The organism is Gottfriedia acidiceleris, assembly GCF_004138285.1.
Taxonomy (GTDB): Bacteria; Bacillota; Bacilli; order Bacillales; family Bacillaceae_G; genus Gottfriedia; species Gottfriedia acidiceleris_A.
Genome location: NZ_SCFN01000004.1, coordinates 42,162 through 57,650 on the forward strand (window position 1 = coordinate 42,162; position 15,489 = coordinate 57,650).

Here is a 15,489-nt window from a genome sequence, read left to right on the forward strand (position 1 = left end):
TAATCATTATTATTCTTATACTAAAGCTTCATGTGTCTTACATTGTTCATATAAGCCACGCTCTTTTAATACACCAATTAAAGTTTCGCCCATTACTGCAGGAGTAAGTGCAACTTTAATGCCACAGCTTTCCATTGTAGCCATTTTCTCTTTAGCAGTACCTTTACCGCCTGCGATGATTGCACCAGCATGTCCCATACGTTTACCTTCTGGAGCTGTTTGACCGCCAATGAACCCTACTACTGGTTTCGCCATATTAGCTTGTACCCACTCAGCAGCTTCTTCTTCTGCAGTTCCACCGATTTCACCAATCATAATAACTGCATAAGTTTCTGGATCTTCATTGAATGCTTTTAATACATCGATGAAGTTTGTTCCATTTACAGGGTCTCCACCAATACCTACAGCTGTAGATTGACCAATACCAGCTTGAGTTAATTGATGTACAGCCTCATATGTTAATGTACCAGAACGTGATACGATTCCTACATGACCTTTTTTATGAATGTAACCAGGCATGATACCAATTTTACACTCATCTGGAGTGATAACACCAGGGCAGTTAGGACCAACTAATCTAGTCTTTTTGCCTTCCATGTACTTTTTAACTTTTACCATATCAAGTACTGGAATACCTTCTGTAATACAAATTGCGATATCTAATTCTGCATCAACTGCTTCCATGATTGCATCAGCAGCAAATGCTGGTGGTACGTAGATTACAGATGCATTAGCACCAGTAGCATCAACTGCATCTTTAACTGTATTGAATACAGGTACGCCAGCAATGTCAGTTCCACCTTTACCAGGAGTTACACCACCAACGATTTTAGTACCATACTCTAACATTTGAGTTGTATGGAATAAGCCTTGTGAACCAGTAATACCTTGTACAATGACTTTTGTATCTTTATTAATGAATACGCTCATTTTTATCCTCCCTTTCTTAGCCTACAAGTGCAACGATTTTTTCAGCGCCATCGGCCATTGAATCTGCTGCAACAATGTTTAAGCCTGACTCATTAAGAATCTTCTTACCTAATTCAACATTCGTTCCTTCTAAACGAACTACTAATGGTAAGTGTAAACCAACTTGTTTAGTTGCTTCGATTACACCTTCAGCAATAACATCACACTTCATGATGCCACCGAAGATATTAACGAAAATCCCTTTAACATTTTGGTCAGAAAGGATGATTTTAAACGCTTCTGTAACTTTCTCAGCTGTAGCACCGCCCCCTACATCAAGGAAGTTAGCCGGATCTCCACCGTAGTGTTTGATGATATCCATTGTAGCCATTGCCAGACCTGCACCATTAACCATACATCCGATATTTCCGTATAAAGAAATATAGTTTAAGTCATACTTAGAAGCTTCGATTTCTTTTGGATCTTCTTCTTCTAAGTCACGGTAAGCTAAAATGTCTGCATGACGATATAAAGCATTTGAGTCAAAATTTAACTTTGCATCTAATGCCATTACTTCTCCATCACCTGTAACTACTAATGGGTTAATTTCAGCGATTGAGCAATCTTTTTCGATAAACGCACTATATAAGCCCATCATGAACTTAACAGCTTTGTTTACTAAGTTGCTTGGAATGTTGATATTGAACGCAATACGACGAGCTTGGAAGCCTTGTAGACCTACTGCAGGATCAATATACTCTTTAAAGATTTTTTCAGGTGTTTTTTCTGCTACTTCTTCAATTTCAGTTCCACCTTCTTCAGAAGCCATTAATACAACTTGTGAAGTAGCGCGGTCTAAAACTAAACCAACATAATATTCTTTTTTAATATCGCAGCCTTCTTCGATAAGTAAGCGCTTAACTTCCTTACCTTCTGGTCCAGTTTGATGAGTAACTAATACTTTACCTAGAATTTCACTAGCATATGTATTTACTTCATCTAAATTTTTCGCTACTTTTACGCCACCCGCTTTACCGCGGCCACCAGCGTGAATTTGAGCTTTTACTACGCATACAGCTGTACCTAATTCTTTAGCTGCTTCTACTGCTTCTTCAACTGTGAATGCAACTTTACCGTTTGGTACTTTTACGCCATAGCTTCGTAGGATTTCTTTCCCTTGATACTCATGGATATTCATGATCCATCCTCCCCTTTTAGAACAAGACAAATTAAAACACATCCCTATTGTATCTCTTACAGAATATACTGTAAATACTTTAGTAGAAAAGAATTAAATATTCTATGTTTTTATATAGAAAACCCTTTCATATACAATAGTTAATGTAGTTTATCATATTACAATATTATTTTTCCAATAATTTATCTTATCCTATAAAAAATAGATTAACGACAGTTAGTATCATTTTTGATTTTAGGTTTATATCATTTCGATTCATTTATCTACTTAATACAAACTTAAAAGTTATGTAATTTTAAACGTCGTTAATCTATTATATTTTAGTCAACTTCATTAAATTGATGTAATCTAACTACCAATTATTTTTATAATTTAACTTTTTCTTTTATTGGTGCAAAGGATCTTCTGTGTTCATTAATAATTCCATGCTCATCGATCGCTTTTAGATGTTCCTTTGTTCCATATCCCATATGCTTTTCAAATCCATAGTTTGGATGCTTTAAACTAAGTTCGCACATTAAAGAATCCCTTGTTTCTTTTGCAAGTACAGATGCAGCTGCTATACTGATGCTTGTTGCATCTCCCTTAATGATTGATGTTTGAGAAATGTCCAGCGGAAGTTTCATTGCATCAATTAATAAATGTTCAGGCGAATGAGTAAGCTGTTCGATCGCACGTCTCATCGCTAATTTAGTTGCTTCATAAATATTGATTTCATCTATTTCAGTTGAACTGGCCATACCAACCCCATATGAAATAGCTTCTTCCTTAATCCGCTTTACGAAATACTGTCGTTTCTCTTTAGATAATTTTTTTGAATCATCTAATCCAATTAGCTCAGTATTTTCCGCTAAAATTACAGCCGCTGCTACAACAGGACCAGCTAATGGACCCCTACCAACTTCATCTACTCCTGCAATTAATTTTATATTTTGGCTATAAAGATTCTGTTCATATTCCATCATTTTAAGGTATTTCTTCCTAGCTAAATCTCGTTTTTCTTGTTCTTTATACCATTTTGCAACTAGCTTTTGCACACCAATTCTTTGATCACTTTCTAATTCTTTTAAGAGTTCATTCATTGGGTCAGTTAATTCACTTAGTTTATTTTTTATTTCATCTATTTTCAGAGACATAAATTAGAACTCCTTTTATACACATGTTCTGTTTGAACCATAAATTTTCATTAAAAAAGAAGAAAGTACGCTTATTCTTGCGCACTTTCTTCTAATATTTCATCAGTCACTTCAAGCATTGATGGATTTTCGAAAGTTAACCTTCCTAATTTACCCGCTCTTAGCTCACGTAAAAATAAATCAGATGTTTTATCATAATCTATAATTCCGCCTGACATAAGTAATCCACGTTTCTTTCCAATATGATCAAAAATATCGACGACTTCTTCAGAAAATAAAACTTCCTCATTCATGTCATATCTTTCTTTTAATACATTTGGATAAAACTCTCTTAAATATTTAATCGCATAAATCATTACTTCTTGTAGGTTAATGATACTATCTTTAATTGCTCCTGTAGTTGCTAAACGAAGTCCTACAAGTTGATCTTCAAATTTAGGCCACAATATACCTGGTGTATCAAGCAGTTCAATTTCTTTCCCTACTTTTATCCACTGCTGTGCTTGCGTTACACCTGGACGGTCACCAGTTTTAGCAATATTTTTACGTGCGAGCTTATTGATTAAAGTCGATTTACCAACATTTGGAATCCCAACAATTAACGCTCGAATTGCGCGAGGTTTAATCCCTTTTGATCTCATTTTATCAAATTTCTCTTTTACAAGTATTTCACAAGAAGAAATAATCGCTTTTAAGCCTTGTCCAGATGCTGCATCAATAGCAATTGCCATTACACCTTGTTTTTCATAATGCGCTAGCCATTGCTGAGTAATTCTTGGATCTGCTAAATCCGCTTTATTTAACAAAAGCAATCTTGGTTTATTTGAAATTATTTCATCGATCATTGGATTTCTAGAAGCTGCAGGTACCCTTGCATCCGCTAATTCTATTACAACATCAATTAATGAAAGTTTTTCAGTAACTTGTCTTCTAGCTTTTGCCATATGGCCAGGAAACCATTGAATCGTCATGTTGCCACCTTCTTATACATTGAATAATCAAGATTAATTTGGCTTTTATTTAGCCATTTCAACCTCAGATAACGGCCAAAAAACAAAACTTGCTCGGCCTAAAATTTCTTTTTGACTAACTGTTCCGATAATACGACTATCTTTACTTAATCGACGATTATCACCTAAAACGAATACTTGTCCTTTAGGTACAGTTTTTCTACCAGTAATCTCTTCTAACTTAAAGTCTTCAGTTAGAGGACCATCTGTCGTTTCTTTTTTATATTCGTTCAAATATGGTTCTTTATACGGTTTACCGTTAACATAAAGAACATCATTTCTATATTCTACTGTGTCACCTGGTAAGCCAATAACTCGTTTAATATAATCTTTTTCTTTTGTAGCATGGAAGACTACAATATCAAAACGTCTAGGTTCATGTAGTTTGTATACGATCTTATTTACAATCATTCTACTTTGATCCTGTAGTGTTGGCATCATTGAGATACCGTCAACTAAAACCGGTGTAAAAAGGAATGTTCGAATACCAAGTGCAAGTACAAGCGCAATAAAAATTGTTTTAACTAATTCCCAAATTCCACCACTATTGCTTTCTTTCAACCTAATCCCTCCATTTTATAACCTTACGTTTTGCAGTTTTAACCAGTTCAGTTAATAACTTTATTTATGTATTCTATTTTACTTTTTATTATATCCATTATCTACAAATATTGGAAAAAAAGGAGCTTGTTTAATACAAGCTCCTTTCAAAAGACTATCGAAGTTCTTTAATTCTTGCTTTTTTACCAGTAAGTGCACGTAGGTAGTAAAGTTTAGCACGACGTACTTTACCGCGACGAACAACGTCTAATTTAGCAATTTTTGGAGTGTGAATTGGGAACGTACGTTCAACACCAACTCCATAAGAAATTTTACGAACTGTGAAAGTTTCGCTAATTCCGCCACCACGACGTTTAATAACTACACCTTCGAATAATTGGATACGCTCACGAGTACCCTCAACAACTTTAACGTGAACTCGTACAGTATCACCAGGACGGAATGCTGGTAAGTCAGTTCTTAGTTGTTCTTTTGTAATTTCGTTGATTAAATTTTGCATAATTTATGCTCTCCTTTTCCAACCGATGCTCTTACAAGATTTAGTGACTCGCAGCGGAACACCGAGAATAAAGGCTTAAGTATTTACTCAAGCCACAAGTTATATTAACATATTCTATTAGTACACGCAACTAGTTTTCTTGTTTTAATTCTTCTTTTACTTGATCCATCCATTTTGACTCTTTTTTAGAAAGAGAGTAGTTTTCGAGTAAATCTGGACGACGTGTTATCGTTCGTTTAAATGATTGTTTTGTTCGCCATTCTTCGATTAGAGCATGATTTCCAGATAATAAAACATCTGGTACTTTATGGCCTCTAAATTCGGCAGGTCTCGTGTAATGAGGATGCTCTAATAAACCTGTACTAAATGAATCTTCAATTTTTGAAGTAGTATTACCAAGTACCCCAGGCAATAAACGAACAACGCTATCAGCAATTACCATAGCACCAAGTTCTCCACCTGTTAATACATAATCTCCAATTGAGATTTCATCCGTCACTACATGTTCACGAATTCGTTCATCATAGCCTTCATAATGTCCACAAATAAAGATTAAGTGCTCCTCTTTTGCAAGCTCTTCAGCTTTACGTTGATTAAATCGCTCTCCTTGAGGGCATAGAAGAACTACTCTCGGCTTATTTTCACTTTTTGATACTAATTCATCAACAGCATCAAAAATCGGCTGTGGAGCTAGTACCATACCAGCGCCGCCACCATATGGATAGTCATCAACGTTTGAATGTTTATTCGTAGAGAAATCTCTAAAATTTACACAACGAAACTTAACAGCCTCTTTTTCTTGTGCTTTTTTTAAAATAGAAGAATTTAAAACTCCTTCAAACATTTCTGGGAAAAGGGTTAGAAAGTCTAATTTCATCATAATAGACCTTCCATTAATTGGATTTTAACTTTTTTATTCGCTACATCTATTTCTTTCACAATTTGCTCGATATAAGGAATAAGGGCATCTTTTTGACCTTTTCTTTGTATAACCCAAACATCGTTTGCACCTGGAGATAATATTTCTTTTATTTTTCCGATTTCTTCTCCATCAATTGTCTCAACAACACAACCAATGATTTCATGGTAATAGTACTCATTTTTATCTAACTCGTGTAATTGATCTTCGGTAATCTTTAAAATCCCATTTTTAAGTGGTTCTACAGAGTTTAAAGACTCATACCCTTCAAATGTAAGTAAATCAAAATTTTTATGTACACGGTGACTTGTAACGATTAATTCAATTGGTGCTGATTCGTTTTCTTTAAAGAAATATAGTGTATTACCTTTTACGTAACGTTTTTCTGGAAAATCAGTTCTTGAAATAACACGAACCTCTCCTCGAACTCCATGTGTATTTACTATTTTTCCGACATTTAAATATTTTTTCATTCTTTTACCTCTATATTAAAATTCTATGTTCATTATTAGTTTGACCATTTAGATTGTATATATGTCTACATGAGACTTCAACGGTTAAAACAACTTGCCTAATGCCAAGTATAGCATATCTTAAAAGCCATTAAATTACCTCTTGCTCAACGACAACATGCTATTCATAAAAAGAGTGCTACCACACAACATTATATTGGGATTACCCGTAAAACTCTGTAATGTTGAAAACGGCCCTTAGCTATAGCCAAGGACCGTTTTACATTACTGAATATCTAAGTGAATACGTTTTGCGTGTTCATTACTTGCTGCATATACAACCGTACGAATCGCTTTAGCAATTTTACCATGTTTGCCAATCACTCTACCAGCATCTTCAGGGTTTACCTGTAAATGAAAGAATAGATTGTTCTCATCTTCTTTTACTTGAAGTGAAATATCCTCTGGATGATCTACAAGACTTGAAACAATTGCATTTATGAGTGTATTCATCTTTTTTTCCATAATTACTTGCCGTTGCGAGCGTTGTGGAATTTCTCTAAGATACCAGCTTTAGAGAATAAGTTACGAACTGTATCAGATGGTTTAGCACCTGTTCCTAACCATTTTAATGCTGCTTCTTCGTTAATTTTGATTTCAGCTGGTTGAGCAACTGGATTGTAAGTTCCAATTTCCTCGATGAAACGTCCATCACGAGGAGAACGAGCGTCTGCTACTACTACACGGTAAAAAGGAGATTTTTTAGCTCCCATACGTTTTAAACGAATTTTAACTGCCATTTTTAAAGCACCTCCGAAAATATTTACAACGTTTTATATATTATCAAAAACCAATACTGTTTGTAAAGTAAAATTTCTTAACAGCATAATTTTTTATTAAATGATGTTTAAATGCTGGAAAATTATACAAATAGGTTAGAATAAGCCCGGAAATTTAAAACCTTTCTTCTTCCCTTTTTGCATGCCGCCCATCATTTTCATCATTTTTTTCATTTCTTCAAACTGTTTTAATAAACGGTTTATTTCTTGTACAGGGCGACCAGAACCTTTAGCTATTCGCTTTCTGCGACTAGAGTTAATAATATCTGGTGTAAGCTTTTCCTGCTTTGTCATCGATTGAATAATTGCCTCTACATGAGCGATTTGTTTATCGTCAATTTGCAGATCATTCAATCCTTTAATTTTGTTTGCACCTGGCATCATTTTTAAAATATCACCAAGTGGTCCCATTTTTTTAACTTGAGAAAGTTGGTCTAAGAAATCATCTAAAGAAAAAGATGCATTTCTTAATTTTTGTTCCATTTCTTTTGCTTTTTCTTGGTCTACGTTTTCTTGTGCCTTTTCAATTAGAGTAAGCACATCACCCATTCCTAGAATACGTGATGCCATTCGTTCTGGATGGAACGGCTCAATTGCATCTAGTTTTTCACCAAGTCCAACAAATTTAATTGGAGTATTTGTAACTGCACGAATTGATAATGCTGCACCACCACGAGTATCGCCATCAAGCTTCGTCAAAACGACTCCAGTTAAACCTAATTGATCATTAAAGCTTTGTGCCACATTGACTGCATCTTGTCCTGTCATTGCATCAACAACTAGGAAGATTTCTTCAGGTTTTGAAAGTTCTTTAATTTGTGCAAGTTCTTCCATTAAACCTTCGTCAATATGTAAACGACCTGCAGTATCAATTAGGACATAGTCATGATGTTCATCCTTAGCGTGTTGAATCGCTTGTTTCGCAATTTCAACTGGACTTACTTGATCTCCTAATGTAAATACTGGTAAATCTAATTGTTTACCTAATGTTTGAAGCTGTTTAATCGCGGCAGGACGGTAAATATCTGCTGCAACTAAAAGTGGCTTACGATTGTACTTTTTTCGAAGTAAATTCGCTAATTTACCAGTCGTTGTTGTTTTACCAGCACCTTGTAAACCAACCATCATAATAACAGTCGGCGGGCGATTTGCAACAGCAATTTTGCTTTGTTCTCCACCCATTAATGCTGTTAGTTCTTCTTGAACTACCTTTACAACATGTTGACCAGGCGTTAAGCTTTGTAATACTTCTTGTCCTACAGCTCGTTCAGAAACACGTTTCACAAAATCTTTAACAACTTTAAAGTTAACATCCGCCTCAAGTAAAGCAAGACGTACTTCTCTCATCATTTCCTTGACATCAGATTCAGATACTTTACCTTTGCCTCGAACCTTTTGTAATGTCTTTTGAAGTCGGTCGGCTAATCCTTCAAATGCCATAAAACCGTCCTCCTTATTATTCTAATTTCTCTAACGCATCGATAACTCGAAGAAACTCGTCATCTACAACTTTACCTTTTTTGGCATAAGTTTTCAAATGATTTAAAAGTTCATTTCGTTGTTGAAATTTTTTTAGAAGTAATAATTTCTCTTCATATTCTTCTAACATAGCTTCAGTACGTTTTATATTATCATAAACCGCCTGTCTACTAATGTTAAACTCTTCCGCAATCTCACCTAAAGAATAGTCATCCAAATAATATAATGACATATAGTTTTGTTGTTTAGGAGTTAAAAGAGAATGATAAAAATCATATAGATAATTGATTCTCATCGTCTTATCTAACATTGTATGATCTGCCAAAACTATCACTCCTTTGTTAAGTGAATTGCCTTTACATATGCTAGTTTACCTAATACACAAATATCTGTCAAGTTTTTTACTTGACGATTAATAAAAATCAAAACAACAAAATTTGACGTTCACTCCATCACGGTCTTACCTATCTTGCTATTCACACAATTTAAAAAAAGTGGATATGTCTTTCAATTTAAACATATCCACTTCATTTCTTAATTTTTAAATTATGCTTCTTTATTCATTAAATCTCCAAATAGGCCATATACAAATTGTTCTGCTTGGAATGGTTGTAGGTCGTCCATTTGTTCTCCAAGGCCGACGAATTTTACTGGTACTTTTAGTTCGTTTCGGATTGCTAAAACAATACCACCTTTAGCCGTTCCGTCTAGTTTCGTCAAGACGATGCCAGTGACATTTGTTGCTTCGGAGAATGTTTTTGCTTGAACAAGACCATTTTGGCCAGTTGTTGCATCAATTACTAGTAATACTTCGTGTGGTGCACCAGGTACTTCTCTAGCAATGACATTTCGTACTTTTTCAAGTTCTTTCATTAAGTTCACTTTATTTTGTAGGCGGCCAGCTGTGTCACAAAGTAAAACATCTACTTTACGAGCTTTTGCAGCTTGAACCGCATCATACATTACTGCAGCTGGATCTGATCCTTCACCTTGTTTAATTGTGTCAACACCAACTCGTTCTCCCCAAACTTCTAATTGATCAATAGCACCCGCTCTAAATGTATCACCAGCAGCAAGCAGTACTTTTTTGCCTTCAGTTTTTAGTTTATGAGCGATTTTACCAATTGAAGTTGTTTTACCTACTCCGTTAACTCCAACGAATAAAACAACTGTTAAACCATCAGGATTTAAATTTAACTCAAATGAATCATCAGTTAAATCATCACCTTTATACAATTCAACTAATTTTTCAGAAATTACCTCTTGTACACCTTTTGGATCTTGAATATTTTTTCGTTTAACTTCAAATTTCAAGTCCTCTACTAGTTCCATTACTGTGTTTACACCAACATCAGCCATAATTAGAATTTCTTCAAGTTCTTCAAAAAAATCTTCATCTACTTTACGGTATCTAGCAAATAAATCGTTTAACCCTTCTGTCAGGTTATTTCTAGATTTCTCTAATCCAGTTTTAAATTTTTGAGTCACTGACTCCGTTTGCTTGGAGATTGTTTCTTTTAATTTCTTAAAAAAGCTCATAATTTCAATCCTTTCTAATTACCATTCGATAATAATGTTTCGCCTTCATCCAAACGAACTGATACTAGCGTAGAAACTCCGTATTCTTGCATTGTAACACCGTATAGTACATCACATTCTTCCATAGTACCTTTACGGTGTGTAATAACAATAAATTGAGTTTGTTCACTAAAATATTTTAAGAATTTTGCAAATCGAGCTACATTGGCCTCATCTAGTGCGGCTTCAACCTCATCAAGTACACAGAAAGGTACTGGACGTACTTGTAAAATTGCAAAAAGTAGTGCGATTGCCGTAAGTGCTCGTTCGCCTCCTGATAATAAGCCTAAATTTTGAAGCTTTTTACCTGGTGGCTGTGCAACAATATCGACACCTGTTAACAGTAAATTTTCCTCATCTGTCAGAACTAAATCAGCTCTTCCTCCACCAAACAATTGAGTAAAGACGACTTGGAATTTTTCACGAATTGCACTAAAACTTGTTTCGAAACGTTTTGTCATTTCTTCATCCATCTCACTAATTACATTGTAAAGTGTGATTTTTGCTTCATTTAAATCAGTTCTTTGTTCTTGAAGAAAATCATGACGTTCAGATACTCGTTCATACTCATCAATTGCACCAATATTTACAGTTCCTAATTCCTCAATTGAACGCTTTAATAGTTTAACTCGTTTCCTTGCATCATCAACTGTCATTTCTAGTGTATATTTCATTTTGGCCGCTTCGTAAGTAGTCATATACTTTACATTCAGTTGTTCAAGACGATTTTCAAGTTCTACATCAAGTCGATTACTATTTACTTCTTGCTGTTTTAGTAAATCAGAAAGTGACTTATATTGACGTTGCTTTTCACGTAATGATTGAACATAATCTTCTAGCTCTGTTTGATAAGCAATTCGTTGTTCTCGACGTTTAGAAATAATTTCTGTCGTTTTTGAAAATTCAATGCGAGTATCCGAAATTATTTTCTCGAGCTCTTCCTTACCATTTTCATTCGTCATAAGTTCACTTGATAAGAAGATTATTTTTTCCTTCGTTTCTTCAAGAATTTGCTTTTGTTTTATAGAATTTTCTTCAAACTGGCGAATTCTTTCGTTACTATAACCTAACTTTTGCTCTTCTTGTGCTAGAGAAATTTTCAGACTAGTTAACTTCGATTGTAATTCATCTTTAATTTCCTTTTGATTTAGTTTCCGTTCAGTTAATTCATTTATCTTCTGTTCTTTTGAAATAATCTCATTTTTCACATTTGCATTTAACGATGATAATTCCTCTAGACGGTCTTTAACCTTTAATAAATCACTTGCTGAACTTCCCATTTCTAAATCATAGATTGCTAAAGCATCGTTTATATTTTTTTCTTCGAATTCGATACTTTTTAGTTGTTCCATAATTGAAACAATTATTTGCTTAACCTTTTGAATTTCATCATTTAACATCTGAGCTTCAGAAGAACTTTCTAGATTTGTCGCTTTAAGGATTTGGACCTCGCTCTCAAGTGAGTTAGTCTTTTCTTGCATATCCTTTAGCTTTACGGTGATTTCTTCTAACTCTCGCTGTCTTCCAATAAGTGAAGAATTCGTAGTTCGAACGGCTCCACCAGTCATCGCTCCACCAGGATTAACTACATCTCCTTCAAGCGTGACAAATCGGTAGCGATGTCCAACGAGTTTAGCCAATTCATTAGCACCTTTTAAATCTTGTGCGATTAAAACAGTTCCAAGTAAGTTTTGGATCACTTGCTCATACTCGCTTGAATAACTTACAAGTGATGATGCAACTCCAATAAAGGAAGGATTTCTTTTTAATCCTTCAATAACGTTAGCTGGTACAAAACGAGCTTTAACAATATTCATTGGTAAAAATGTAGCTCGGCCTAGTCGTTGCTGCTTTAAAAATTGAATTGCTCTTCTAGCATGCTCGTCATTTTCAACAACAATTTGTTGTGTAGCTGCACCTAATGCAATTTCAATCGCAATTTCGTATTGTTTGTTTGTTGTAATTAGTTCAGCAATTGCACCTTTAATACCTTCTAGTCTTGTGCCTCTTGCTTTCAAAATTTCTTTAACACCTTGATTAAAACCAGCAAAATCTTCTTGAAGTTCTTCAAGTGTTTCTTTTCTTGATTTTGTTTGTTGAATAAACTGATAAGCTTTATTTAGTAATTCTTCTTTTTCCTTTAAAACTGTTGAAGTTTCATCAAGCTGCTTATTCAGAGAGTCAAATTTTTCATTTAACTGTTTAAATGTTAAATCAAATTGTTCTTTCTCATTAAGCAATTCAGTTTTTCTATTCTGTAATTGCTCTCTTTGACGAATGTATTTTTCATTTTCTATATCTAATCGACTCGATTTTACTGAGTATTGTTGGCTTTGCTTTTCAAGCATCGTTTTTTCATTTTTAATCGATGCTTGATTATTTAAAAGCTCAATATAATCAGATTTTATTAATTCGATTTGTTCTTCAATATCACCCTCATAAGAAGTTATCTCATTTTGGATCTCAACAATATTTGTTCTCGTTTTGTTTACATTTTGGCGAGAAAATTTTTCTTGTTCTTTTTCTGCTTCGATTAATCTATTCGTCTCGTTTATTTGTTCAGTAACTTCATCAACTTGTTTTCTTAATTGTTCAGATTGAGATGAAGTATTTCTTTTTCTCTCCTTCATTAGCTCTTTCTGACCTTCATATTTTTCCAAGTTCTTCGTAACGGTTAATAAAACTTGCTGCAATTGATCGATTGATTCATCTAAAGCATTTAATTTCTCTTGTAATTCGTGTTGTTTTGATTCTTCAGTTGAAATCTCTGTCGATAACGCAATTTCTAAATCAGAGTTTTGGGCAATTTCTAGTTTAAGCTCCTCCCATTTCTGGTGAAGCGATTCAATCTCGTATACTAAGAGAGCTGCCTCAACCTTTTCTAGCTCATCTCTATGTTCTATGTATTCCTTTGCAATTGAAGCTTGCATTCTTAATGGTTCAATTTGGGAGCTTAATTCAAATAAAATATCATCAACTCGATTTAAGTTTTCTTGCGTTTCGAATAATTTTGCTTCAGCCTTTTTCTTTCGATTTTTATATTTTAATACTCCAGCTGCTTCTTCAAAAATTCCTCTTCGTTCTTCTGGCTTACTGCTTAATATTTCTTCAACCTTTCCTTGAGAAATAATAGAGAATGCCTCTCTTCCCAGTCCAGAATCCATAAATAAATCAACAATATCTTTTAACCGACAAGATTGTTTATTAATATAAAAATCACTATCTCCAGAACGGTAAACACGTCTAGTTACACTTACTTCACTATACTCAAGTGGTAATTGTTGATCTTCATTATCTAAAGTCAGCGTAACTTCTGCATAATTTAAAGGTTTTCTTCCATCACTACCAGCAAAAATAATATCCTCCATCTTCGCTCCTCGTAATGATTTGACTGACTGTTCGCCCAATACCCATCTAATGGCATCTGTAATATTACTTTTACCACTTCCATTTGGTCCTACAACTGCTGTAACACCCTTTACAAAATCTATCGTAACTCGCTGAGCGAATGATTTAAATCCAATTATATCTAGTCGTTTGAGGAACAACTGAATTCCCCCTTTTTTGATTTAATTATATACACAAAAACTCCCCCATAAAAGGGGGAGCAGACTGCCCGCCAATCGCTTTCTTCGTTGCTTCACCTGTCAAACGGTGCTCTTTACCGTCTATGGTAAATTAAGTTCCTCATCAGGCTTAAATCCTCGAAAGTCAAGCGCTTGCAATCAGTCTAAAAAATCAAGTTTTATCGTTTAATTGACAAGTTTCTACTAGATTTTTAAGTTAATCTATTTACTTGACTCTTTTAATTTTAATAATGCTTCTTTAGCTGCTTGTTGCTCTGCTTCTTTTTTAGATCTACCACTACCGATTCCTAAAGTTTCACCATTTAATAATACTTTTGAAACAAATTCTCGGTTATGAGCTGGTCCTTTTTCTTGAAGTATTTTATACTCAATTGAACCTGTGGAGTCTCTTTGTACAAACTCTTGTAATTGACTTTTAAAATCCATCACATGCGAAAAAGCACCATCGTTTATTTTTGGGAATATATGAAGAGATAAGAAGTTAATAACTGTTTGTAATCCTTGGTCCAAATATAATGATCCAATGAATGCTTCAAAAACATCCGCAAGTAGTGCTGGACGTGTTCGACCACCTGTCATTTCTTCTCCGCGACCAAGTAATATATATCGACCAAAATCTAATTCATTCGCAAATTTCACAAGTGATGGTTCACAAACAATTGCGGCACGTAATTTTGTTAACTCGCCTTCACTCATAGTAATATATTTTTGAAATAAATATTGTGAAACGGTAAGCTCTAAAACAGCATCCCCTAAATATTCTAATCTCTCATTATCTTCATATGGTTTTTTTCGATGCTCATTCACATAGGATGAATGTGTAAACGCTTGAATTAGCAAGCTCTCATTATTAAACATAATATTTATTTGTTTTTGTAATTTTACAAAATTCTCTTTTTCAACATCAGAAAGTTTAAATTCTCTTACTCTTCTTGAATGCGGCATATTTACCTCCAACTAAAAAGCAGTTTGATATGCTGCTAAACCTACTAGTCAAGAAAATGATGAGAAGTCCCGTATAAAATACGGGACTCTTCTCATTACATGTTGCTCTCTATGTAGTTCACAACATCACCAACTGTGACGATTTTTTCAGCATCTTCGTCAGAAATTTCTAATTCAAACTCATCTTCTAATTGCATTACTAATTCAACTACGTCTAATGAGTCTGCGTCTAAATCTTCTTTGAAACGGCTTGTAACTTGGATCTCAGATTCTTCTACACCTAAACGGTCAACAATAATCTTTGATACGCGCTCTAATACATCTTGCATTATTATTCACCTCCCCCCAAAGATTGTCTACTTATGCATTATACATAA

Annotated in this window: 16 protein-coding genes; all 16 read right to left on the bottom strand. The window is 34.3% G+C overall.

The features are described from left to right. Positions 1-15: 15 nt before the first annotated feature. Entirely contained in the window at positions 16-930 is a 915-nt protein-coding gene (sucD, locus tag EP747_RS06855; protein ID WP_098848363.1) for a succinate--CoA ligase subunit alpha, read from the bottom strand. A 16-nt stretch (positions 931-946) separates the two neighbouring features. Then, positions 947-2,107 (bottom strand): ADP-forming succinate--CoA ligase subunit beta, encoded by a 1,161-nt coding sequence (gene sucC, locus EP747_RS06860; RefSeq protein WP_056470885.1) that lies wholly within the window; start codon positions 2,105-2,107, stop codon positions 947-949. A gap of 365 nt (positions 2,108-2,472) precedes the next feature. Next, positions 2,473-3,243 (bottom strand): ribonuclease HII, encoded by a 771-nt coding sequence (locus EP747_RS06865; protein WP_129689146.1) that lies wholly within the window; start codon positions 3,241-3,243, stop codon positions 2,473-2,475. A gap of 71 nt (positions 3,244-3,314) precedes the next feature. Continuing rightward, positions 3,315-4,214, bottom strand: coding sequence for a ribosome biogenesis GTPase YlqF (gene ylqF, locus EP747_RS06870; protein WP_097975497.1), 900 nt, complete (start codon positions 4,212-4,214; stop codon positions 3,315-3,317). Positions 4,215-4,259: 45 nt separating this feature from the next. Further along, entirely contained in the window at positions 4,260-4,814 is a 555-nt protein-coding gene (lepB, locus tag EP747_RS06875; RefSeq protein ID WP_056470894.1) for a signal peptidase I, read from the bottom strand. Between the two features lie 154 nt (positions 4,815-4,968). Then, entirely contained in the window at positions 4,969-5,313 is a 345-nt protein-coding gene (gene rplS / locus EP747_RS06880) for a 50S ribosomal protein L19 (protein WP_025569026.1), read from the bottom strand. Between the two features lie 130 nt (positions 5,314-5,443). Beyond that, positions 5,444-6,190, bottom strand: coding sequence for a tRNA (guanosine(37)-N1)-methyltransferase TrmD (trmD, locus tag EP747_RS06885; protein ID WP_129689542.1), 747 nt, complete (start codon positions 6,188-6,190; stop codon positions 5,444-5,446). Next, positions 6,190-6,705: a ribosome maturation factor RimM gene (rimM, locus tag EP747_RS06890; protein WP_129689147.1), complete on the bottom strand. Its 516-nt coding sequence runs from the start codon at positions 6,703-6,705 to the stop codon at positions 6,190-6,192. The genes trmD and rimM overlap by 1 nt, the downstream gene beginning before the upstream one ends. A 264-nt stretch (positions 6,706-6,969) precedes the next feature. Continuing rightward, positions 6,970-7,197, bottom strand: coding sequence for a KH domain-containing protein (locus tag EP747_RS06895; RefSeq protein ID WP_025569023.1), 228 nt, complete (start codon positions 7,195-7,197; stop codon positions 6,970-6,972). A 14-nt stretch (positions 7,198-7,211) separates the two neighbouring features. After that, positions 7,212-7,484: a 30S ribosomal protein S16 gene (gene rpsP / locus EP747_RS06900; RefSeq protein WP_025569022.1), complete on the bottom strand. Its 273-nt coding sequence runs from the start codon at positions 7,482-7,484 to the stop codon at positions 7,212-7,214. A 135-nt stretch (positions 7,485-7,619) separates the two neighbouring features. Next, on the bottom strand, positions 7,620-8,963 hold the full coding sequence (gene ffh, locus EP747_RS06905; protein ID WP_129689148.1) for a signal recognition particle protein: 1,344 nt from the start codon (positions 8,961-8,963) through the stop codon (positions 7,620-7,622). 16 nt (positions 8,964-8,979) lie between these two features. Next, positions 8,980-9,312: a putative DNA-binding protein gene (locus EP747_RS06910; protein ID WP_098427113.1), complete on the bottom strand. Its 333-nt coding sequence runs from the start codon at positions 9,310-9,312 to the stop codon at positions 8,980-8,982. 236 nt (positions 9,313-9,548) lie between these two features. After that, on the bottom strand, positions 9,549-10,541 hold the full coding sequence (gene ftsY / locus EP747_RS06920) for a signal recognition particle-docking protein FtsY (protein WP_129689149.1): 993 nt from the start codon (positions 10,539-10,541) through the stop codon (positions 9,549-9,551). Positions 10,542-10,555: 14 nt separating this feature from the next. After that, positions 10,556-14,128 (bottom strand): chromosome segregation protein SMC, encoded by a 3,573-nt coding sequence (gene smc / locus EP747_RS06925; RefSeq protein WP_129689150.1) that lies wholly within the window; start codon positions 14,126-14,128, stop codon positions 10,556-10,558. Between the two features lie 240 nt (positions 14,129-14,368). Then, on the bottom strand, positions 14,369-15,112 hold the full coding sequence (rnc, locus tag EP747_RS06930; RefSeq protein WP_129689151.1) for a ribonuclease III: 744 nt from the start codon (positions 15,110-15,112) through the stop codon (positions 14,369-14,371). 95 nt (positions 15,113-15,207) lie between these two features. After that, positions 15,208-15,441, bottom strand: a complete 234-nt coding sequence (gene acpP / locus EP747_RS06935; protein ID WP_088012963.1) for an acyl carrier protein — start codon at positions 15,439-15,441, stop codon at positions 15,208-15,210. Positions 15,442-15,489 lie beyond the last annotated feature (48 nt).